At 72.8% G+C, this 20,422-nt stretch carries 16 protein-coding genes and 1 riboswitch; of the genes, 10 read left to right on the forward strand and 6 right to left on the reverse strand.

Annotation, left to right across the window (positions count from 1 at the left end; translation table 11 throughout):
* The 4 genes from AC6I72_RS03010 to AC6I72_RS03025 all read left to right on the forward strand — a co-directional run bounded on the left by AC6I72_RS03010 (position 1) and on the right by AC6I72_RS03025 (position 4,596).
* Entirely contained in the window at positions 1-1,422 is a 1,422-nt protein-coding gene (locus AC6I72_RS03010) for a wax ester/triacylglycerol synthase domain-containing protein (RefSeq protein WP_497999228.1), read from the forward strand.
* An 8-nt stretch (positions 1,423-1,430) separates the two neighbouring features.
* Positions 1,431-2,081 carry a maleylpyruvate isomerase N-terminal domain-containing protein gene (locus AC6I72_RS03015; RefSeq protein ID WP_497999230.1) on the forward strand — a complete coding sequence of 217 codons (651 nt, stop codon included), beginning with the start codon at positions 1,431-1,433 and terminating at the stop codon, positions 2,079-2,081.
* A complete protein-coding gene (locus tag AC6I72_RS03020) occupies positions 2,078-2,986 on the forward strand; it encodes an alpha/beta fold hydrolase (RefSeq protein WP_497999232.1) in 909 nt (302 codons plus the stop codon). The genes AC6I72_RS03015 and AC6I72_RS03020 overlap by 4 nt, the downstream gene beginning before the upstream one ends.
* Before the next feature lie 128 nt (positions 2,987-3,114).
* Complete coding sequence (locus AC6I72_RS03025) at positions 3,115-4,596, forward strand: GMC oxidoreductase (protein WP_497999233.1); 1,482 nt, start codon at positions 3,115-3,117, stop codon at positions 4,594-4,596.
* 387 nt (positions 4,597-4,983) lie between these two features.
* On the opposite strand, the gene AC6I72_RS03030 is transcribed toward AC6I72_RS03025, so the two are convergent.
* Positions 4,984-5,985, reverse strand: a complete 1,002-nt coding sequence (locus AC6I72_RS03030) for a pirin family protein (RefSeq protein ID WP_497999235.1) — start codon at positions 5,983-5,985, stop codon at positions 4,984-4,986.
* Between the two features lie 96 nt (positions 5,986-6,081).
* Here AC6I72_RS03030 and AC6I72_RS03035 point away from each other — a divergent pair, with 96 nt between their 5' ends.
* Positions 6,082-6,612 (forward strand): carboxymuconolactone decarboxylase family protein, encoded by a 531-nt coding sequence (locus AC6I72_RS03035; protein ID WP_497999236.1) that lies wholly within the window; start codon positions 6,082-6,084, stop codon positions 6,610-6,612.
* 58 nt (positions 6,613-6,670) lie between these two features.
* Here the strand turns inward: AC6I72_RS03035 and AC6I72_RS03040 are convergent, their stop codons facing one another.
* The 3 genes from AC6I72_RS03040 to AC6I72_RS03050 all read right to left on the reverse strand — a co-directional run bounded on the left by AC6I72_RS03040 (position 6,671) and on the right by AC6I72_RS03050 (position 9,326).
* On the reverse strand, positions 6,671-7,252 hold the full coding sequence (locus tag AC6I72_RS03040; RefSeq protein ID WP_497999238.1) for a Dps family protein: 582 nt from the start codon (positions 7,250-7,252) through the stop codon (positions 6,671-6,673).
* 306 nt (positions 7,253-7,558) lie between these two features.
* Entirely contained in the window at positions 7,559-8,284 is a 726-nt protein-coding gene (locus tag AC6I72_RS03045) for an alpha/beta fold hydrolase (RefSeq protein ID WP_497999240.1), read from the reverse strand.
* A gap of 61 nt (positions 8,285-8,345) precedes the next feature.
* Positions 8,346-9,326, reverse strand: coding sequence for an alpha/beta hydrolase (locus tag AC6I72_RS03050; RefSeq protein WP_497999241.1), 981 nt, complete (start codon positions 9,324-9,326; stop codon positions 8,346-8,348).
* Between the two features lie 237 nt (positions 9,327-9,563).
* On the opposite strand from AC6I72_RS03050, the gene tsaD reads away from it, so the two are divergent.
* Positions 9,564-10,625 carry a tRNA (adenosine(37)-N6)-threonylcarbamoyltransferase complex transferase subunit TsaD gene (gene tsaD, locus AC6I72_RS03055; RefSeq protein ID WP_497999242.1) on the forward strand — a complete coding sequence of 354 codons (1,062 nt, stop codon included), beginning with the start codon at positions 9,564-9,566 and terminating at the stop codon, positions 10,623-10,625.
* Between the two features lie 54 nt (positions 10,626-10,679).
* Here the strand turns inward: tsaD and AC6I72_RS03060 are convergent, their stop codons facing one another.
* Positions 10,680-12,143, reverse strand: a complete 1,464-nt coding sequence (locus tag AC6I72_RS03060) for an aminotransferase class I/II-fold pyridoxal phosphate-dependent enzyme (RefSeq protein WP_497999244.1) — start codon at positions 12,141-12,143, stop codon at positions 10,680-10,682.
* A 424-nt stretch (positions 12,144-12,567) separates the two neighbouring features.
* On the opposite strand from AC6I72_RS03060, the gene AC6I72_RS03065 reads away from it, so the two are divergent.
* On the forward strand, positions 12,568-13,713 hold the full coding sequence (locus tag AC6I72_RS03065; protein WP_498004576.1) for an amidohydrolase: 1,146 nt from the start codon (positions 12,568-12,570) through the stop codon (positions 13,711-13,713).
* A 313-nt stretch (positions 13,714-14,026) separates the two neighbouring features.
* On the opposite strand, the gene AC6I72_RS03070 is transcribed toward AC6I72_RS03065, so the two are convergent.
* The gene (locus AC6I72_RS03070) at positions 14,027-15,253 is read right to left on the reverse strand and encodes a glycosyltransferase (RefSeq protein ID WP_497999246.1); all 1,227 of its coding nucleotides are present in this window, start codon (positions 15,251-15,253) and stop codon (positions 14,027-14,029) included.
* 277 nt (positions 15,254-15,530) lie between these two features.
* Positions 15,531-15,639, reverse strand: a riboswitch (cobalamin riboswitch).
* A gap of 142 nt (positions 15,640-15,781) precedes the next feature.
* Here AC6I72_RS03070 and AC6I72_RS03075 point away from each other — a divergent pair.
* The 3 genes from AC6I72_RS03075 to AC6I72_RS03085 all read left to right on the forward strand — a co-directional run bounded on the left by AC6I72_RS03075 (position 15,782) and on the right by AC6I72_RS03085 (position 20,375).
* A complete protein-coding gene (locus AC6I72_RS03075) occupies positions 15,782-18,040 on the forward strand; it encodes an ATP-binding protein (RefSeq protein ID WP_497999248.1) in 2,259 nt (752 codons plus the stop codon).
* A 244-nt stretch (positions 18,041-18,284) separates the two neighbouring features.
* A complete protein-coding gene (locus AC6I72_RS03080) occupies positions 18,285-19,625 on the forward strand; it encodes a nucleotidyltransferase family protein (protein ID WP_037859256.1) in 1,341 nt (446 codons plus the stop codon).
* A 33-nt stretch (positions 19,626-19,658) separates the two neighbouring features.
* Positions 19,659-20,375 (forward strand): SDR family oxidoreductase, encoded by a 717-nt coding sequence (locus AC6I72_RS03085; RefSeq protein ID WP_497999250.1) that lies wholly within the window; start codon positions 19,659-19,661, stop codon positions 20,373-20,375.
* The last annotated feature ends 47 nt before the right edge of the window (positions 20,376-20,422 follow it).

The following is a 20,422-nucleotide window of genomic DNA, read 5'->3' on the forward strand; positions in this document are numbered from 1 at the left end:
ATGAACGGTACCGACACCCTCTTCTGGCGGCTGAGCGGCCAAGCGCTGACCCGCCCTCACGTCACCTGGGCCTGGCTGCTCGAAAGCGCTCCGGACTGGGAACTGTTCGTCCGTGCCTGCGAGGACGCCGTCAGCCGGCTGCCCCGGCTGACTCACCGTGTGGCCGACTCGCCGCTGCGGACAGGACCGCCCTCATGGATCGCGGACCCGGACTTCCGGCTGACCAGGCACGTGCACCGCATGCGGCTCCCGGCCCCCGGAGGACTGCGCCAGCTCCTGGACACGGTCGAGTGGCGAACCTCAGCGACCTTCGACCCCCTCCACCCGCCGTGGGAAATCACACTCGTCGAAGAGTACGAGAACGACGGTGCCGCCGTGATCCTCAAGTGGCATCACAGCCTCGGCGACGCGGTGGCCGTCGTCGCCGCGGTCCGCCGGCTCATGGAGAGCACGCCCCCGGCCGCCTCGCCGAAGCCCGCGGCGCAAGCCGCCGGAGAACCGAGCGGGGCCCGGCCAATGAACGGTGCCGGCGTGCAGCAGGCGATGGGCGCCCTGGGCGAGGCCACACGCACGGCGCTGCGGGCGAGCGCCCGTGTCCTGTCCCAACCGGGTCATGCCGGCCAGGGAGTGCGGTCCGCCGGCCGCGCCGCCTCCCGTCTGCTTCAGACGGCGTCCCCCTCGCCTCTGCTGGTGAAACGCAGCTGTGCGATGCACTGCGGCATGGTGACGGTGCCCCTGGCCGGGATCAAGGCGGCGGGGAAATCCGTGGGAGTATCCGTGACGTCCGCGTACGTGGCAGCGGTTCTGGGGGCCTTCCACCGTTACCACGACCACCATGGTCTGGTCCGGGACACCATGCCGGTCCTCGTTCCCGTGAGCTTCCGGGAGGCATACGAGACGGGCGCTGGCAATCTGATCGCCGGAGTACTGATCGCCGGACCGATCGGTGACTTGTCTGCGCAGACCCGCATGCTTTCCGTGCATACCGCGATCGCGGAAGCACGCGGCTCGGTGGCCAGAGGGACCTACACGGTGATGGCCGACTGGGGCGCCCTGGTCCCCGAACTGCTGTACAGGCGTCTCGCGCCCCCGTTACTGCGGAGAATCGACGTCGTGGTCACCAGCGTGCCCGGACTGCCGCGCACCGCACAGGTCGCCGGATCGCGCGTGGTGAACGCCGTCCCCTGGGCGCCCCGGGGTGGCGCCGCGGCCAACATCTCCATGGCCTCGCACGGAGAGCTGTGCGGCATCGGCACGAACCTGGATCCAGCGGCGATCACCGACCCGCAGCTCTTCCACCAGTTCCTGGACGACAGCTTCGAGGAAACACTCGCGTGTGCCCGACGCCCTCACGAACCACCTCGCTCCCACAGCCCCGGTCCGTCCGGGCAGGGCGCACCGCGGCCACGGCACGACGACTAGGAGGAGCAGTGCGACTTCCTCTGGAAACCGAACTGCGGGCGGAGAGAAGACGTCTGCTGCGTACCTTGGACGCCCTGCCCGACGACGTCTTCGACTCGGGCCCCACGCTGTGTGCCCCATGGTCGCCTCGAGACGTGCTGGGACACCTCATCGGCGTTGACCACCCCCTCAGCTACTACCGCCCGTGGCGGAGCCTCGCAGCGGCCAACGGACGGCAGGTGCGCCGCGCCCGCCACCTGTCACGGCGCCGGCTCATGGCACAAGCCCGGGAATGGGCTGAACGCCCGGCTCTCGAGAGCCGACTGGTCACGCTCATCTCCCTGGGTGACCTCTCGGTGCACCACCAGGACATCGTGCGCGGCCTCGGCCTCGAGCGGGACATACCCCCGTCCGTTCCCTCGTTCATCCTCTGGGACGGTGCCATGCTCAGCTCCCACTCCAACCTGCGGATTCTCCGGTACCGCGTGATCCCGACAGACGGACACCCCCCACTCGGTCTGCCCGGCTTCCTGCGCCCCCCAGAAGTCATGGGCACAAGAGAGGCACTGGGCATGTGGCTGGCCGGACGTGACGCCGTGACCGAGGAGCTGCGTTTCACGCCGGCCGGTTCCTCTCGGGAAGCCGACGGCCACGGAACGCATCGGAGGGCAGGCTGGTGAAGACTCAGCAGCCCACGGCCCGGCGCGTACTGGTCGACGGGATATCCACCCTCTACTACGAGTACGGCGAGGGGCAGCCGGTACTGCTGCTGTCGGGCGCCGCCTCCAGCGCCCGCGACTGGTTCCCGGTGATGCTGGACCTCGGTGACACGTGCCGGGTACTCGCCCCCGTGCTGCCCGGGTTCAACGGCACCGGTCCTCTTCCCGGCGTGAAGCCGGTGCGTATGGCAGTCTTCCTCGCCGGATTCCTCGACGCGCTGGACATCGACGGCGTGATCGTCATCGGACACTCCTACGGCGGTTGCGTCGCCGCAGAACTGGCCATCGCACATCCGGAACTCGTGCGGCGTCTCGTCCTGGTCGACGCCAGCGGACTGGGCCGCGCGGCCCATCCGGCAGCCATCGCACTGAGCATGCTGCCGTCCCGCGCTGCCGACCTGCTGTCCGCCTTCACCTCCCTGCCCGGTAGCGAGGTCGCCCTGGCGTTCTCCGCGCTGCTGCTTCTCCGGCAGCCATGGCGTGTGCCCCTGCAGACGTGGCTGGCCCAGGCGCGGCTGACCCGTTCAAGGCAAGCATTGCGCACCTCCTTGGCGATCTTCCGGGAATGTGCGGAGCTGACCGGTCAGCGTCGCGACGTTCTCGTCGTGGACCGGCTCGCCCGGCTGCTCACCCCGGTGCTGATCGTGTGGGGCGACACCGACACCCTCCTGCCCGCCTGGCAGGGACGGGCAGCGGCCCGCAGGATGCGAGCCGGAAGGTTCGTCCAGCTCACGGGCGCGGGCCACGTCTCGTACCTGGACCGCCACACGGACTTCATGGACGCCGTCGGTCCCTTCGTACGCGACAGCGCCGACCGCCTGCCACAACCGCCGCTGTCCGCGGGGGAAGAAGGGGAATGCACGTGACCGAGAAGGACCCGGGCGACTCCGCGCGAACATCCCAGGGCGCGACCGCCGGAACGAGCAGCACACCAGCCGCGAGGGTCCGGTCGTCACCGACCGGCGCCCGACCGGACCGCGAAGAACGGCACGACGTGGTGATCGTGGGCGCCGGCCTGGGCGGAAGCATCGCCTCGTACCGGCTCTCCGAAGCCGGCGTACGCAATGTAGTACTGGAACGCGGACGACGCTGGCCCGTCGATCCGGCAGGCGGCACCTTCCCGGCCTTTCCCTCGGCGGACAAGAGGCTCATCTGGCTCGACGACGACGCGGCCCCCCTGCCTCCACTGCGTTCGACACCGTGGGCGCACCTCGTCGAAGCGGTGGAGGCGGTCCTCCCGCGCTCCACCGGTCTCCTGGACGTCATCACCCAGGACGACGCGGTCATAGTCTGCGGCGCCGGCGCCGGGGGCAGCACACTCGTCTACGGCGGAGTACTGGCCCAGCCAGGACGTGAGGCGTTCCAGCGGATCTTCCCGGCGGGGCCCGACTACGAGGTGCTCGACCGTGTCCACTACCCCAGAGCACGCCGCCGCCTGGGCGGAGCACTGTTCCCCGCAGACCTCCTGGACCGCAGGCCCTATCAGGCCCACCGGCTGTGGAACGAGGCGGTGCATGCCTCTGACCTGCCGGGGGAGACGATCTGCAGCAGCTTCGACTTCGACGCCCTGCGGGACGAACTCCGCGGCGACCGTCCGGCGGCCGCCATCATCGGTCAGTACCATTTCACCGGATGCAACAGCGGGGCCAAGGTCAGCGTGGACCGCACCTACCTGGCCCGGGCGGAAGCCACCGGAAGAACCTCCGTGCGACCGCTGCACAAAGTGACGGGCCTGTCCCAGGACCGGTCCGGCCGATACCGAGTACTCACGGAACACCTGGCCGAGGACGGCACGGTACGCGAACGCGTGGTCTTCTCCAGTGACCGGCTCGTACTCGCCGCGGGAGTCCACACCCCCCGTATGCTGCTGGCGGCCCGGGAAACCGGCAGTCTGACACACCTGCACGCCTCCGTCGGGGAGGGCTGGAGCGCGAACGGCGACCACATGACCGTGCTGAGGACGTCAGGCCTGTCGGCGAGTACGCCCCAGGGCGGTCCGTCCTCCACCATGGTGCACAACGTCCCCGGCACGATAGGGGTCATGCACTCGCCCCTCGCCCTCCCTCTCGGCGGCAGTGAACTCATGTGCCTCGGCATGAGCATCCCGGACCGCTTCGGCAAGTGGCTGTGGGGCTCGGACGGCCGCCTCCGGCTCGAGTGGAGCGCGCACTACGACGCCGGAGCACGGCCCCAGGTCGAGGAAGTGACGCGTCAGGTGACCCGGCACCTGCCCGACGCCACCATGATCGACCTGCCGAAGTTCCGGCCGCTCGTCGCGCACCCCGTGGGCGGTGCCTGGCTCGGCAGGGCCACCGATCCGTACGGCAGGCTCCACGACTGTCCTGGACTGTACTGCCTGGACGGAGCGCTCATGCCGGGAAGCACCGGTGCCGTCAATCCCGCCCTGACCATAGCGGCAGTCGTGGAGTACTGCCTGGACCACATCGTCTCCGACTTCCTGGGCGACACCTCGTGAACGTCGCCTCTTCCCGACGTGGGAATGGCAGCCCTGATCACCGGCGGCGGCGCGTCGGCGCCGAGAGCCGCTGACACCGGTCCTGCGAACCCGACGACTCCACAGGCCTCATCAGCAGAGCGCTACGGGGCTGAGAACGCCTCGCGAGGGACTCGAACGCGGAAGACACCTCGCGCTCACCCACCTGATGCATCGTCAGGAAAGTCGGCAAAAGGTCAGCATCGGTACAGCTGAAGCTGCCCGCGGATTCCCTGCCCTGGAACTCGCAGACAGCTTCAGAGGCGCCCATGCGGCTGGTGCCGGACGCAGACGCCTTGGCTTCCCGCGTCGCCCGACGGGCGCAGGAGCGCTTACGGCTTCTTGGCGTCCGGTCCCTGCTCTCCCAGGTCAGCGCTTGCTTCCTCGTGGTTTCAAGGGGGTGTTCGGCAGCTCGGGTGCGGGCAGGGGGGACCCGTCGTAGCCCCGCACCTCACCGAAACGGTCGCCCTTCGTCCAGTCCTCGCGCGCCTGCACGATCTCGTCGTGGGACCGCCCGATGAAGTTCCACCACATGATGATCTCCTCGCCGAACGGGGGTCCGCCCAGCAGGACCAGTCTCGCCGTTTCGCTCCCCCGGTTCATCAGGGTCAGGGCGGTGCGGCCGGGAGCCGCGTAGCCCAGGTCGGCCGGTTCGAGGGTGGTGCCGTCGAGGACGATGCCGCCCCTGTCGACCAGCACCCCGTGCTCGAAGGCGGGGTCCACGTCGAGGGTGACGGTGGCGCCGGGGGCCACGGACAGCTCCGCTCCCAGCAGCGGCGTGAAGGTGCGCACCGGGGAGGTGTCCCCGGCGAGCGAGCCGAGGAAGACGCGGGCCTCGCCGCCCTCCAGCGGCACGGCGGCGGGGACGTGGTGCTGGAAGTCCCTGGCCGTGTCGCGGTGCTGTGCGGGCAGGGCGACCCAGAGCTGCACGCCGTGCAGGACGGTGGTGGCGGGGGTGGACACCTCGGAGTGGCTGATGCCGTGGCCGCTCGTCATGAGGTTCAGCTCGCCGGGCCGGACGAGGGCGTGGGTGCCGAGGCTGTCGCGGTGCTCGATCTCGCCGCTGAAGAGCCAGCTGACCGTCTGGAGGCCGATGTGGGGGTGCGGGGCGACGTCCATGCCGCCGGTCGACGCCACGTCGTCGGGGCCGTAGTGGTCGGCGAAGCACCAGGCGCCGATCAGCGTCCGGGCCCGCTGGGGCAGCGTCCGCCGCACCCGCATGGCACGGGGCCCGCCCAGCGGGACGTCCCGGGGGCCGAGGACCTCGATGTCCGCCGGGGCCGGGCCGCCGGGGGCGGCCCCGGTGTCCGGGCCGGCCTCGGTGGCGGTGCCGCAGATGAGCTCGGCGGGCCGGGTCTCGGTGTTGCTCACCGTTCGGCTCCTTCCCCTCGGAGAAAGTTCGAGTTTCAACATTAACGCCATGATGATAGGACGTACACCGGAACACCGCCCGATGAAGGAGACCACGTGTCCGAGACGGCGCCGACGACCACCCGGGCACGGGTCTTCGTCGACAAGCAGAGCCCCAGCGCCTACCGCGCATTGTCCGCGACGGCCGAGGCGGTCCGCGCGGTAGCGGCCGACGCCGGACTCGACCGCCGGCTCGTCGAGCTGGTCAACATACGTGTCTCGCAGCTGAACGCCTGCGCCTTCTGCCTCGACCTGCACACCCGGGCCGCCCTGCGGGCCGGCGAGACCACACGGCGCCTGGGCGTACTGCCCGCCTGGCGCGACACCCAGCTCTTCAGCCCGCGTGAGCGCGCCGCACTCGCCCTGGCGGAGGCCACCACGCATCCGGCCGACGCCGACGCGCAGGACAGCGCCTACGGCCTCGCGCGTTCCGTGCTGTCGGACGACGAGATCTCCGCCGTGGTCTGGATCGCCATCACCATCAACGCCTTCAACCGGGTCTCCGTCCTGAGCAAGCACCCGGTACGCGAGCTGTCCGGCACGCCCGCCGGCTCCGACTCCGCCGGGTCCGCCGCCCGCCCGGTCTGACAGCGCTCCGCCGGGTGCGGCACGGGGCGGCCCGCGACCGGGCCGCCCGCCTGTGCGCTCAGGCCCGGACCAGGGGAGTGTCGACCAGGTGCTCCGCCAGGAACCACGTCTGCAGTTCGCCGGTACGGATCACCTGGGAGACCAGCAGGTCGTTGGTGCCGTCGTCGCCCTGCTCGGCGGCCCGGGCGGCCGCGTCGTGGGCGTCGGCCAGGATCGTCTCGTGCGCCTCCAGCAGACGGGACAGCATGGCGGGCACCTCCTCCACACCGTCCGGCGGGCGCGGCACCGACGTGATCTCGGCGACATGGCGGGGGTCCCCCACCGCCACGCCGCCCAGCGTCTGGACGCGCTCGGCGAGCGTGTCGACCAGGGCGAGCTGCTGCGTGGCGTGCTGGTCGAGCACCAGGTGCAGCTGGTAGAAGGTCGCGCCCCGCATCAGCCAGTGGTGCTTCTTGTAGAGGCCGTAGAGGATCTGCGTGTCCGCGAGCACCTGGTTGAGCCGCTGGCAGGAGTACATGCGTGCCTCGAAGGACAGCGCCAGCGGAAACTGCTTGACGGTGCCGAACTCCTGGATGACGCGGCCCTTCTGGTGCAGCCGGGGCTGGCTGCCGGCCTGCGCGTGCGAGGTGTCAGTGGTCATGTTCCGCCTCCTGCGGTTCGTTTGCTGCGTACCCGTCTGACGCTAGACGCCCTGGTCAGGGGTGCCTTGCCGCAGAGCGCACAGGCGCGTGCCCGACAGCGCAGACACCCGCCGCCCGGCCCGCCGCGGCCCCTTTGCCCTCCCCCGCCGAGCCTTCGGTGCGCGGCGTACGCCGGCCTCCGCGCACCGGCCGCCGTCCAGGTTCCGCCGCCCGTCCGCCCCCTCTCCCGCGCTGCTCTTCGGGACCGCATGCCGAAGGGCCGCGCGGACGAGGAAGTCGTCCGCGCGGCCCCGGCACGGCGTGGGTCAGCCCGTCGCGACGACCGCCTCGCGGATCACCTCGGCGACCTCGGCGGCCCGGGAGACGGCGACCGCGTGGGAGGCGCCCTCCAGCTCGACGATCGTCGCTCCGGCACGCTTGGCACCGAAGCGCTCGACCTCCGGGTCGATCGCCCGGTCGGCGGTGGCCACCACGGCCCAGGACGGCTTGGTCCGCCACGCGGCGGCGGAGGCTGTCTCCTCGAAGGCCGCCGCGGCGAGCGGACGCTGCGCCGCCGCCAGGACCTTCGTGGTCTCGGCCGGCACATCGGCGGCGAAGACGGCGGGGAAGGCGTCCTCGGCGATGGTGACCTCGACGGCGGGGTCACCGCCGGGCACCGGGTACGTCCACTCCTTGAGGTTGCTCACCAGCGGGGAGGCCGGGAAACGCCCCTGCAGCTCGCCGAGGCTCTCCCCTTCCTCCAGGACGTAGGCGGCGACGTAGACGAGGCCGACGACGTTCTCGGTGGTGCCGGCCACCGTGATGAGGGCACCGCCGTAGGAGTGGCCGACCAGCACGACGGGCCCGTCGATCTGGGAGGCGACCGAGGCGACGTAGGCGGCGTCGGCCGCGAGGCCGCGCAGCGGGTTGGGCGGGGCGATCACCGGGATGCCGTGGCCCTGGAGGTGTTCGATGACACCGCTCCAGCTGCCGGCGTCCGCGAACGCGCCGTGCACCAGGAGGACGGTGGGGGTGGATGCGGGTGTGGTCATGATGAGGGTCCGGTTCCGTTCAGGGCGTGCGCAGGGTGGTTCAGGGCGTGCGCAGGGTGGTTCAGGCCTGGTGCAGGGCGGCGCGCAGGGTGCCGACGGCCATCGTGATGGCGGCCTCGGCCGCGTGGGTCTCGCGCAGCGCGTTGAGCATCACGAAGTCGTGGATGATGCCCTGGAACCGCACGGCCGTCACGGGGACACCGGCCTCGCGCAGCTTGTTGGCGTAGGCCTCGCCCTCGTCGCGCAGCACGTCCGCCTCGCCGGTGATGACCAGGGCCGGGGGCAGACCGGTGAGCTGCTCGGTGGTGGCGCGCAGCGGGGAGGCGGTGATCTGCGCGCGCTCGGCCTCGTCGGTCGTGTACTGGTCCCAGAACCACTGCATGCCGTCGCGGCGCAGGAAGTAGCCTTCCGCGAACTGGTGGCAGGAGCCGGTCTCGAAACTGGCGTCGGTTACCGGGTAGAACAGCACCTGCTGGAGCAGCGGGAGGCCGCCGCGCTCCTTGGCCATCAGGGTGAGCGCGGCCGTCATGTTGCCGCCGACGGAGTCACCGGCGACCGCCAGCCGCGTGCCGTCCAGGCCCTTGGCGGCGCCCTCGTCGACGACCCAGCGGGCGACGGTGTAGTTCTGCTCGATGGCGACCGGGTAACGGGCCTCGGGCGAGAGGTCGTACTCGGGGAAGACCACGGCGGCACCGGCGCCGACGGCGAGTTCGCGCACCAGACGGTCGTGGGTGTGGGCGTTGCCGAACACCCAGCCGGCACCATGGATGTAGAGGATCACCGGCAGGGTGCCCTCGGCGCCGGCCGGCCTGACGACGCGGGCACGGACGCTGCCGGTGGGGCCGCCCTGGACGGTGATCCACTCCTCGTCCACCGCCGGCTTGGCGATCTCGCCCGACTGCACGTCGTCGACGGCCTTGCGGCCTTCGGCGGGCGGCAGGTCGAAGAGGTAGGGCGGGTTGGCGGTCGCCTCGGCGAACGCGGCGGCCGCGGGTTCCAGTACGGGCTGCACGGGCTCTGCGGCCTGCGGGACGTCGGACATGTGCTTCTCCTGGCTTGTTCGTGTTTCCGGTACGCCGGTGAGCCACGTTAGGAACACGGGGAGCAGGAGGGTTGCCGAAGCGCGCACGGCCACTGTCCCGACAGCGCACCCACACCGCGCGGACGACGCGCACCGCCGGGACCGGCCCGGTCACCCTCCCGATTGACTTCTTGCACATTGATTGCAATAGCATGTCTGTGGCATCAAGAGGGCCGGGGAGAGCGGGGAAGGACGGGGATGGGTTCACCGATCGTGCTGGGCATCGAGTCGTCCTGCGACGAGACCGGCGCGGGCCTCGTCCGGGACGGGCGGCTGCTGGGCCACGCGGTGGCGTCGAGCATGGACGAGCACGCCCGCTACGGCGGTGTCGTCCCGGAGATCGCCGCCCGCGCCCATGTCCACGCCCTGCGACCGGTGATCCGGCGGGCACTGGAGCAGGCGGGGCTGGGGCTCGCCGACCTCGGCGCCGTGGCCGTCACCACCGGCCCCGGCCTCTCCGGCGCCCTTCAGGTGGGCCTCGCGGGCGCGAAGAGTCTCGCCTACGCGCTGGGCCTGCCGCTGTACGGCGTTCACCATCTGGCCGGTCACGTCGCCGCGGACACTCTCGCGCACGGCCCGCTGCCCGACCCCTGCGTGGTGCTGATCGTCTCCGGCGGCCACACCTCGCTCCTGCTCGTCCGTGACCTGGCCCGCGACCCGATCAGGCATCTGGGCGACACCCTCGACGACGCCGCGGGCGAGTGCTTCGACAAGGTCGCGCGCGTTCTCGGGCTGCCGTATCCGGGCGGTCCGGCCATCGACCGGGCAGCGCGCGCGGGGGATCCGCGCGCTGTCCCCCTTCCCCGCCCGCTGCCCGGCTCGTACGACTTCTCCTTCTCGGGACTGAAGACGGCGGCGGCCCGCTGGGCCGAAGGGCACGCCGGGCGCGAACTGCCCGTGCCCGACGGGGCCGCCTCGCTCCAGGAGGCTGTGGCCGACGTCCTGACGCGCAAGGCGGTGGCGGCGTGCACCGAGCACGGTGTGGGCACGCTGGTCGGGGTCGGCGGGGTCGCCGCGAACTCGCGGGTGCGGTCGCTGGCCGAGGAACGCTGCCGGGCCGCCGGTGTCACGCTGCGGGTGCCGCCCCTGAAGCTGTGCACCGACAACGGCGCGATGATCGCCGCCGTCGGTGACCTCCTCGTACGGGCGGGAGCCCGGCCGGCGCCGCTGGACGTGTCGACCGACCCGTCCGCGCCGCTGGAGCACGCGGCCCTGCACCCGGTGGCACCGGACCGCTCCCGCGCCGCCCGCCCTCTGTGATCCGCCGGGTCGCCTCGGCGGGCACCGCCGGGACCCGCCGACGCTTCCTCGTCCTCAGTCCCGCGCCACCACGCGCAGCGTGCGGACCGAGGGGTCGGCCACGTCCGGGATCAGGACGCCGTGTTCGACACCGCTGCGCAGGTAGTCCAGCACCTCGTCGGTGATGACCTCACCCGGGGCCACGACCGGCACCCCCGGCGGGTACGGGCTGATCGTCTCCGCGGAGACGCGTCCCGCGGCACGCTCGGCGGGGACGTGCTCCACCGGGGCGAAGAACGCCTCACGCGGCAGCAGCGCCTGCTCCAGTTCGAGGGCCGGGGGGTGGGGCAGGCGGACCGGCGGCTGCTTCTCGATGGACTCGGCGCCCCGGGTGAGCGCGCTCAGGGCGTCCAGCAGCACCTTCTCGGTCTCGTCGTCGTCGGCGTGCGTGATCGAGGCGCTGATCCGGCAGCTGTCGGAACCGCCGACGTCCACGTGGCAGTGGGCGCGCAGCCACTCGGCGGCCTGCATGCCGGTGATGCCGAGTTCCCGTACGTCGATGACGAGCTTGAGCGGGTCCAGGTCGGCCGCGCAGCCTTCCTTGACGACCTCCCGGCCCATCGGCCGCAGGCCGGGCAGGTCACCGACCGCCGCCCGGACGCGTTCCGCCCGGTGCTGCGCGGCCTCCAGGAGAGCATGCCCCTGTTCGGCCATCTGGCGGCGCCAGCCGTCCAGGGTGGCATAGACCAGGGACGAGGCACTGGTGGTGCCCAGCAGGTCCTCGCGCTGCTTGAGCACCTCCGGCGACACCCGGTCGCCCTGGAGGTGGAAGACGGAACTCTGCTCGATCGCACCGCCCATCTTGTGCACGCTGGTGACCACCAGGTCGGCCTCGGCGTCCATGCCCCAGGACGGCAGCTCCGGGTGGAACGGCAGATGGGCGCCCCACGCCTCGTCCACGATCAGCGGGACACCGAACTCGTGGCACACCCGGGCCACGCCCGCGATGTCCGCGCAGGTGCCCCACTCGGTGGGCGTGATCAGCAACATGCCCTTGGCGTCCGGGTGTTCCTCGAGGCGGCGGCGCACGTCGTCGGGCTCCGGCGGGTGCGCGAGGTGCCGTTCCGCGTCGAACTTCGGGTGCACCCAGATCGGTTCGACCCCGTTGACGACGACGGCCGCGATCACGGACTTGTGCGCGTTGCGGGACAGCAGCAGCTTCTCCCCCGGCCCGGCCACCGCCAGCATGGCTGTCTTCACCGACAGGGAACTGCCGCACGTGGAGAAGAACGTCTGCTCGGCGCCGACCGCGTCGGCCATCAGGTCCTGCGCCTGACTGAGCACGCCCTGGGACTGCCGGCGGTCGTCGAGGCCGTTGAGCGACAGGACGTCGGAGCGGAACACGTCGAGCCCGACGATCTCCGCCACCCGCGGGTCCGCTCCGCGGCCCTGCTTGTGCCCCGGTGGGCCGAAGACCACGTCTCCACGGCGCCGGAACTCCTCCAGCGCCTGCAGCACGGGCACCCGTGAGTGATCCATCGTTCCTCCCAGCCGGTTGCGGTTCGCGCTCCCGCGCCGCCGTGCGGGCGCCTCCGCGTCCGCCGACGTACGGGAGACACCGAGTCCGACGTACGGAGAAACACCGAGTCCGCCGCCGTGCGGGAACACCGGTCGTGTTGCACCGCTGCCACGATCGAAACCCACGGGCCGGCCGGAACCCACGGGTGTCGCCGCGCCGGAAGGTGGCACCCGGTCTCCGCCACGCGGTGCGGGTGTGCCGGCCGGTGGCACGCGCAGGCGCGGACGGCGGGGCCCCACCTGCGGTGACGTCCGCACCCCCGCACGAGGAGGCCAGGTGGCGCGTGCGTCCGACCGTGCCGGCGTCGACACCCGCGACGGGCTCGGCGCCGTCCACGACGGGACCGGTGCCGTCCGTGACGGGTCCCACGCCGTCCACGACCGGCTGCGCGCGGCGGTCGCCGAGCGGGCGGAGCTGCTGTGGGAGACCGCCCGCGCGCTGCACGCCGACCCGGAGAACGCCTTCGCCGAGCAGCGGGCCGCGGCCCTGCTCACGGCCCGGCTGGAGGAGGCCGGTTTCGCGGTGGAGCGCGGCACGGCGGGGCTGCCCACCGCGTTCACGGCCCGTTCCGGTCAGGGGCGCCCGGCCGTGGCCCTGCTGCTGGAGTACGACGCCCTGCCCGGCCTCGGTCACGCCTGCGGACACAACCTCATCGCCGCCGCCGGACTGGGTGCGGCGCTCGCGGTCGACGCGGTGCTCGGCGGTTCGGCGGGGTGCGTGATGGCGGTGGGCACCCCGGCCGAGGAGGGCGGCGGTGGCAAGGTCACGGAGACGGAGGCCGGGGTGTTCGACGGTGTCGACGCCGCGCTGATGTTCCACCCCGGCGTGTACAACTGGTCGCGGGCGCCGCTGACGGCGCAGGTGCAGTACCGGGTGGCCTTCCACGGGCGCGCCGCGCACCCCACCGGCAACCCGACCGAGGGCGTCGACGCGCTCGCGGCGCTGATCGAGCTGTTCAACGTCCTGGCCGGGCTGGGCCGGCGCCTGCCGCCCGCCTCCCACGTCCAGGGCATCATCACGCACGGGGGCACGGCCACCAACATCGTGCCGGAGTACGCGGAGGGCCGGTTCGGTCTGCGCGCGGCCACGACCGGCGCGCTGGAGGACCTGACGGGCCGGCTGCGCGACTGCGCCGAGGGGGTCGCCCTGGCCACGGGGACCAAGGCGGAGATGGTGCGTGCCACGCCCCGCTACGAGCACTTCCGGGACAGCGGCGTCCTGTCCGGCCGGTTCGCCGGGCACCTGGCCCGTGCCGGCATCACGCTGACCCCGCCCGTCCCGGGTGTCCAGCTGGGCTCGTCGGACATCGGCAACGTCAGCACACGGGTGCCCGCCATCCACCCGTTCGTCGCGATCACGGACGACGGGTCGGACCACACCCCCGAGTTCGCCGCGGCCGCCGCCTCCCCGCGCGCCCGAGACGTGCTCCTCGCCGTGACCGGCGCACTCGCCTGCACCGCTGCGGACGTGCTGCTGAGCGCGGACCTGCGCGAGGAGGCGTGGGAAGGGCACAGGCGGGAGGAGGACTGACGGCCGGAAGGACCGACGGCGGGCAGCCCGTCGCGGCCGGCGCGGCGGGGGCAGCCCCTCGTCTCGGGCGACGCGGGAGGGGGCGGCGGTCAGCGCGCGGGGGGGGGCAGACGGTGCGTGGCGGGAGGCTGACTGCGGGCGGCTGACAGCGGAAGCCGGCTGCGGGCGGCCGGCGCGGGTCACCGGGGCCGCGCGGCCGGCGCCGGTCACCCGGCCCCGCGGCCACCGCAGCGTCGGTCACCCGGCCCCGCGGTCACCGCAGCGTCGGTCACCGGGGCCACGCGGTCACCGCTCGCTGTTCACCACTCAGCGCTCACCGCGGGCCCCGCCCGGCGGCCGCGTCGAGCAGCAGGCGCGCCGCCACCGCCGCCCCGTCGGTGCAGATGGTGCCGGCCACGGCGCCGGCCCGCGTCCGGGTGGCGGGCGTCAGGGCCGTGCCGAGCGCGGCGGCCAGGGAGGCGGCGGTGGGCGTCCGGCCGTAGTGGGCCGCGCCGATGCCCAGTTCGGCCACCCGCTCCGCCCAGTACGGCTGGTCCGCGATCCGCGGGACCACCACCTGCGGTGCCCCTGCGCGGGCCGCGGCCGTCGTGGTGCCCGCGCCGCCGTGGTGCACGACGGCGGCCACCCGGCGGAACAGCGCCTGCTGGTTGACCTCGCCGACGACGAAGCAGTCACCACCGTCGTCGACCGGGGCGAGGCCGGCCCATCCCCGGGCGAGGACCAGGCGGCGGCCGTGCGCGCGGCTCGCCTCGGCGGCCACCCGGGCGATGCCCTCGGGGGCGTGCGCGGCCATGCTGCCGAAGCCCACGTACACCGGCGGTTCACCGGCGTCCAGGAACCTCTCCAGCTCTGGTGGCAGCGGGCGTTCGTCGGGCAGGAACCATGCGCCGGTCTGCTCCAGGGCGAGGTCCGTCATGCCCTGCGACGGGCACAGCAGCGGGTCCGCCGCCAGCCACGGCCGGTCGCCGAAGACGTGGTCGCGGACGTTGTCCACCGGGGGCAGGCCGATCGCGGCCCGGCCCCCTCCGAGCGCCCGGCCGTACAGCGCGTCCACCCGCTGGGCGTCCTGCTCCCACAGTTTCCGGTGGTCGCTCTCGTGCGGCGAGGACGGCGTGCCTGGACGCGCACCGGGGCGGAAGTGCGGCGAGGGCAGCCCGAAGACGTGGAAGCACGCGTACACGTAGGGGATGCCGCGCTTCTCGGCCACGTCCCGCGCGCCGGCCGGCAGCAGCCCGGCCGCCAGCAGCGCGTCGCATTCGCGCGCCGCCTCGGCGAGCGTGCGGAACCGCGCGGCGACCAGGTCGGGGGCGAGCCGGAAGGCGTCCCGCGCCGTCGGCGGCCTGGGTCCCGAGACCACCGGGCGCACCGCCGGGCCGAGCGGCACCAGCGGCACGCCCGTACGGGCCAGCAGCGCCGCGAACTCCTCGTCGGGCGGCGCGCACACCGTCACACCCGCGCCGAGTCCGCTCAGTTCCCTCGCCAGTCCCGCCAGTGGTTCGACATCTCCGCGTGACCCCCATGCCGTCAGCAACACCCGCACTTGGCGACTCCCGTTCCCGCAGGTTCCGGCTTTCGGCCGCCGATTGTGCGGCACGGGCGGGGCCTTGCCGCAAGCCCCCCGGTGCGCTATACGTTGAGAGTGGCAAGGAGTGGCTTCCTCCTTGCCTTCGCTTTTTCCGCCGTCGGCCGGCCCTCCGCCGCGCCGGGAACCCCGCGCCGGCCGCGCAGCCCCCCGCCCCGCATCCGGCGTACCGCCGGTCCCACGGCGCGCGGCGCCGGGACGGTGCCCCGGGGTCCGTCGAGGGGGCCACCGCGTGAGTCTCCTGGCACCCTCGCCCCGTCTTCCCATCCGCCGGGGCGGTGACCTGCCGGAACTCGCGCACCGGTCACAGCGGCGGGACCGCGCCGGATGCCCACCGGCTTCCTCGCACCGCCGTCGCCCGATGTCGCCCGGTCGTCATCCGACCGGGCGTTTGAGTGTTCAATCCAGAACTGTTACGTTCGGGGCTTTCCGGGACACAGGCACAGCTCGCGCACTGGACGCCGGCCAGGGCACAGCGGGGTGGAGATGGACAAGAGGACGTTCGGCCGGCTGCTGCGCGAGGCGCGGCAGCGGTCCCTGCTGACGCTGGAAGGTCTCGCCGAGGCCTCCGGGGTGAGCGTCCGGGCCATCAGCGACATCGAGCGCGGCCACAGCCTGCCCCGGCAGTCGACGCTGAACGAACTGATGGACGCGCTCGAACTGGACGAGGACGGGCGGCGCCGGCTGCGCCAGGCGGTCAGCCGCCGCTCGGAGCCCGTGGCGGTCCCGAGGCAGCTTCCTCCCGACCTCGGGGTGTTCCGCAGTCGTGAGGCGGCACTGACGGCGGCCCACGGCATCACCAACCGCGTCACGGCGCAGGGCGGCCGCGTCCTCGTCTGCGCGGTGGGCGGCATGGCCGGTGTGGGCAAGACGGCGCTCGCGGTGCACTGGGCGCATCAGGTCGCCGACCGCTTCCCGGACGGTCAGCTCTATGTGGACCTGCGCGGATTCGAGGCGGCACAGCGGCCTGTGGACCCCGGCGAGGCGTTGGGCGGATTCCTGCGCGCGCTCGGGGTTCCCAGCGGTGACATCCCCTCCGGCACCGGGCAGCGCAGTGCTCTGTTCCGGGAGAAGACCGCGTCGCGGAGGCTGATCGCCGTCCTGGACAACGCCAGGGACGCCGAGCAGGTCAGACCGCTGCTGCCCGCGTCCTCGGGCTGCCTGACCATCGTCACCTCCCGCAATCAGCTCTCGGGGCTGGTCGCCGCCGAGGGGGCAGGCGTGATCACCCTGGACGTGTGGACGCCGCAGGAGGCACTCGCGGCGCTCGCGGCCAGGATCGGCCCCGAACGGTGCCGGGCGGAGCCGGAGGCCGCGGCCGAGCTGGTGGAGCTGTGCGGGTTCCTGCCGCTCGCGGTCGCCGTGGTCGGCGCCCAGCTCAGCGCGGTGCCCCGGATGGGGCTGCGGCGGGCGGCGCGCGAGCTGCGGGAGGCCAGGCCGCGCCTGGACGCCTTCACCGCCGACGACCGGCGGGCCGACGTCCGCGCCGTCTTCTCCTGGTCCTACCAGGCGCTCACGCCCGGGGCGGCCCGGTTCTTCCGTCACCTGTCCCTGCACCCCGGGCCGTCGGTGACCGCCGCCGCCGCTGCCTCGCTCGCGGCCGTGGAGATGCCGGTGGCCCGGCGGCACCTGCGGGAGCTGACCGCGGCCAGTCTGCTCTCCCGCGACGCCGAGGGCCGTTACGTCCTGCACGACCTGGTACGGGCCTACGGCCGCGAACTGGCCGACGAGCAGCAGGACGACCACCTCGGCGCCCAGGCGCGCCTGCTCGACTACCTCCGCCACCACGCCCACACCGCCAACCGCCACGTGTCGCAACTGGAGCCCGAGCCGGCGTACCCGCCGGCGGAGGGCGTCGCGCACGTCGCGATCGACAGCCGTGAGGACGCGCTGGACTGGTACCAGCAGGAGGAACCGGCCGCGGGACCCGCCGTGCGGTTCCTGGAGGACCCGCGGCTGCTGCGGCTGCGCGGCGACTGCGCGCGCGAGTGGATCGGCTACAACGTGATCATGGGGCGCTGGGCCGAGGAGACCGCCGCCGCGCGGGTCGGGCTCGAGGCGGGTCTGGCGCTCGGCGACCCGGTCGCCACCGTGCGCAGCCGCTCCAACCTGACGCGGGCGCTGCTGGAGACCGGGCACACCGTGGAGGTCGACGAGTCGATCGACGTGATCCTCGGCGAACTGGACGCGCTGCCCGCCGAGTTCCGGGCCCGCATCGAGTGCGAGATCGGGTTCTTCCGCATCCGGCAGGGCCGGTTCGCCGAAGCCCTGGAGCATCCGCGCAGGGCGCTGGAGCTGTACCGCGCGGCCGGGCGGAGGGACGGGGTCGCGAGCACGCTCAGCAATGTCGGCTGGGTGCTGGCCCACACCGGTGCCTACGAGGAGGCCATCGCCACCTGCGAGCAGGCGCTCCCGCTGCTGCGGGAGACCGGGAACCTCCTGTTCGAGGCCGGCGCGTGGGACGCGATCGGCTTCGCCCGGCAGGGACTGGGCCGTCTCGACGCCGCGATCGAGGGGTACGAGAGGGCGCTCGGGCTGTTCGCGGACCTCCACGACGACTACAACCGGGCCGACGTCCTGGACCACCTCGCCTCGGCCCAGCTGGAGCGCGGGCAGCACGAGCGGGCGCGGGCCAACTGGATCCGCGCGGCGGAGCTGTTGAGCGCCCTGCGGGTGCGCCGCGCCGCGGACATGCGGGCCAAGGCCGAGACCCTGGCGCTGCCGAAGGTCCGTCCGGCCCGCTGACGCGCGGCCGGCCGCTCCACCCCTCCCTGCGCCGGCGCACAGCCGGTCGCACCCCCCTCCCGACGCGGGTTCCGGCCGCCGGCTGTGCCCACCTGCCCGCCCCCCTCGGCCCTCTTCTCCTGACGGGCCCTCACCCCGTCCTCACCCAGCCCAACCTGCGTAATTGACAGCTCACTTGACTTGATATGACACACGCTGTTGAATCTCTCACATCGACAAGTCGGCTCGGAGGGCGGGACAGGCGATGGGGGACGACAGCACAGTCGGCATCATCCTGGCCGGCGGGCGGGGCGAGCGGGCGAAGCCCATCACCCTGCAGTCCGCCGACTACATCCGCAGCAAGGCGCTCATTCCGTTCGCCGGCAGGCCGCTCATCGAATGGATCGTCGAGGCCTGCCGTGACCAGGGCATACGCCGTTTCCATGTAGTGGCGCAGGGGGTGGAGAACCGCAGCCAGATCAAACTCGTGCTCGGCCACGGCGAGCGCTACGGAGTGGAGATCGACTACTCACGGGCCCGCTTCGACCCGTACAACGTGGGATCGGGCGCGGCCACCCTGCACAACCTGGAGCAGTGGAACCTGACGGGCACCGCACTGGTCCTGCCCGTCGACTCGCTGTTCGAGTTCTCGCTGGACAGGCTGCTCGCCGCCCAGCGGGACACCGGCGCGGTGGTCACCGTGGCCGCCGTCTCCCGTACCCCCGAGGAGATCGCCGGAAAGTACGGTGTCATGCGCACCACCGCGGCGGGCCTGGTGTGCGGCTTCCTGGAGAAGCCCCGACTGCCCGTCATCGAGCGGGAGTTCCCCGAGATCACCCAGCCGCAGGGGCCGCGCACCCTGGCCACCAACGCCGGGATGTACCTGATCGACTGCGCCCGGCTGCGGCTCGCCGCGCGCACCCCCGAACTCATCCGCCTCGCCCAGCAGCGCCTCGACTGGGGCAACGACCTGCTCCCCCGCCTCGTCGGCCTCGGTCACCCGGTGGCCGTCGAACCCATCGCACGCCTGGGCGACCTCGGCAACATCCACGACTACCTGGGCACGCTCGGCGACGCGCTCAGCGGCCTGTACCCGCAGATGGACCGGGCCCTCGGCACCCCGCTCAGCGCGGACCCGCGGTACTGGATCCACGAGAGCAGCCTGCGCGCCAAGGACCACATCACCGGGACCACCCTCGCCCAGAAGATCGCCGAGGGCAGCGTCGTCATCGGTCCCGGCGTCCGCATCGGCCGGCACGTGGAGATCGGCGCGGGCGTGCGGCTGCGGGCCACGGACGTGGGTGACGGCGTCGACCTGCACGAGGGCGCCCAGGTGGAGGGCAGTGTGCTCGGCGACTCCGCCGTCATCGGAGCGTACGCGCACATCAGCGACTCCTACGTGGGCCCGATGGTGCAGGTGCGCTCCGACGCCCGCGCCCCGGTACGGCTCGAAGCCCTGTCGGCCGTCGGCGACGGCGCCCAGCTGTGGTCGGGGACGCGGCTCTCGGGCGTCAGCGTCTATCCGCGGCTGCGCGTGCCGGCCGTCTCCGGCGTGCCCAGCGGCACCCAGCTCACCAGCTCGGACGACATCCTGCAGTGGGTGTGACCCGCCCCCTGCACCTCTTGAGGAGAGGTTCCAGTGAACACTGCCATCGCCGTGATCGGCGGCACCGGCCGGGTCGGACGGATCGTCACCCGCAAGCTCCTCGACCGTGGTGAGTCCGTCCGCGTCATCGGCCGCAGCACACAGCGCGCCCGCCGCCATCTGCCGCCCCGCGCGCAGTTCTTCCTCGGTGACGTCCGCGACCCCGAGTCCCTGTCCGCCCCGCTGGACGGCTGCTCGGCCGTCGTCTACACCGTGGAACCCGGCACCGACCCCGCGGGCCCCGACAGTCCGCGAAGCACCCTGCACGCGGGGGTGCTCAACACCCTGGACGCGCTCCAGCGCCACAGCGCCCTCGGGCGCGCGCAGTTCGTCCTCGTCAGCCAGCGGCACGTGACCCGTCCCGAACATCCGATGAACGCCTACGGGCGCATGCTCGACTGGCGGCTGGCCGGTGAGAACGCCGTCCGCGCCTCCGGCCTCGACTACACGATCATCCGCCCGGGCTGGCTGACCGACCGGACCGAACTGGCCGACGACGGCCGCGTCCACCTGGAGCAGGGCGACCGCAGGGACGGCTACGTCGCCCTCCAGGACGTGGCCGAGGCCTGCGTCCAGGCCCTGTACTGCCCGTCCGCCAAGGGGCTGACCTTCGAGATGCGCAACGGCGCGGGCAGCCCTCCCGGCGACTGGGAGGACCTGTTCTCCGGGCTCAGCGCGGACGAGTCCGTCCCGCTGCACGCCCCGGCCTGAACACCCCGGCCCCCGCACCTCGGCCCCTCGTCACCACGGCACGTGCA

This window comes from Streptomyces sp. Xyl84 (genome assembly GCF_059731885.1).

Bases quoted from the DNA above. Each gene is read 5' to 3' on its own strand.
- AC6I72_RS03050 (WP_497999241.1), bottom strand. From the start codon at position 9,326: ATGTCCGACGTCCCGCAGGCCGCAGAGCCCGTGCAGCCCGTACTGGAA.
- AC6I72_RS03010 (WP_497999228.1), top strand. From the start codon at position 1: ATGAACGGTACCGACACCCTCTTCTGGCGGCTGAGCGGCCAAGCGCTG.
- tsaD (WP_497999242.1), top strand. From the start codon at position 9,564: ATGGGTTCACCGATCGTGCTGGGCATCGAGTCGTCCTGCGACGAGACC.
- AC6I72_RS03075 (WP_497999248.1), top strand. From the start codon at position 15,782: ATGGACAAGAGGACGTTCGGCCGGCTGCTGCGCGAGGCGCGGCAGCGG.
- AC6I72_RS03060 (WP_497999244.1), bottom strand. From the start codon at position 12,143: ATGGATCACTCACGGGTGCCCGTGCTGCAGGCGCTGGAGGAGTTCCGG.
- AC6I72_RS03040 (WP_497999238.1), bottom strand. From the start codon at position 7,252: ATGACCACTGACACCTCGCACGCGCAGGCCGGCAGCCAGCCCCGGCTG.
- AC6I72_RS03045 (WP_497999240.1), bottom strand. From the start codon at position 8,284: ATGACCACACCCGCATCCACCCCCACCGTCCTCCTGGTGCACGGCGCG.
- AC6I72_RS03080 (WP_037859256.1), top strand. From the start codon at position 18,285: ATGGGGGACGACAGCACAGTCGGCATCATCCTGGCCGGCGGGCGGGGC.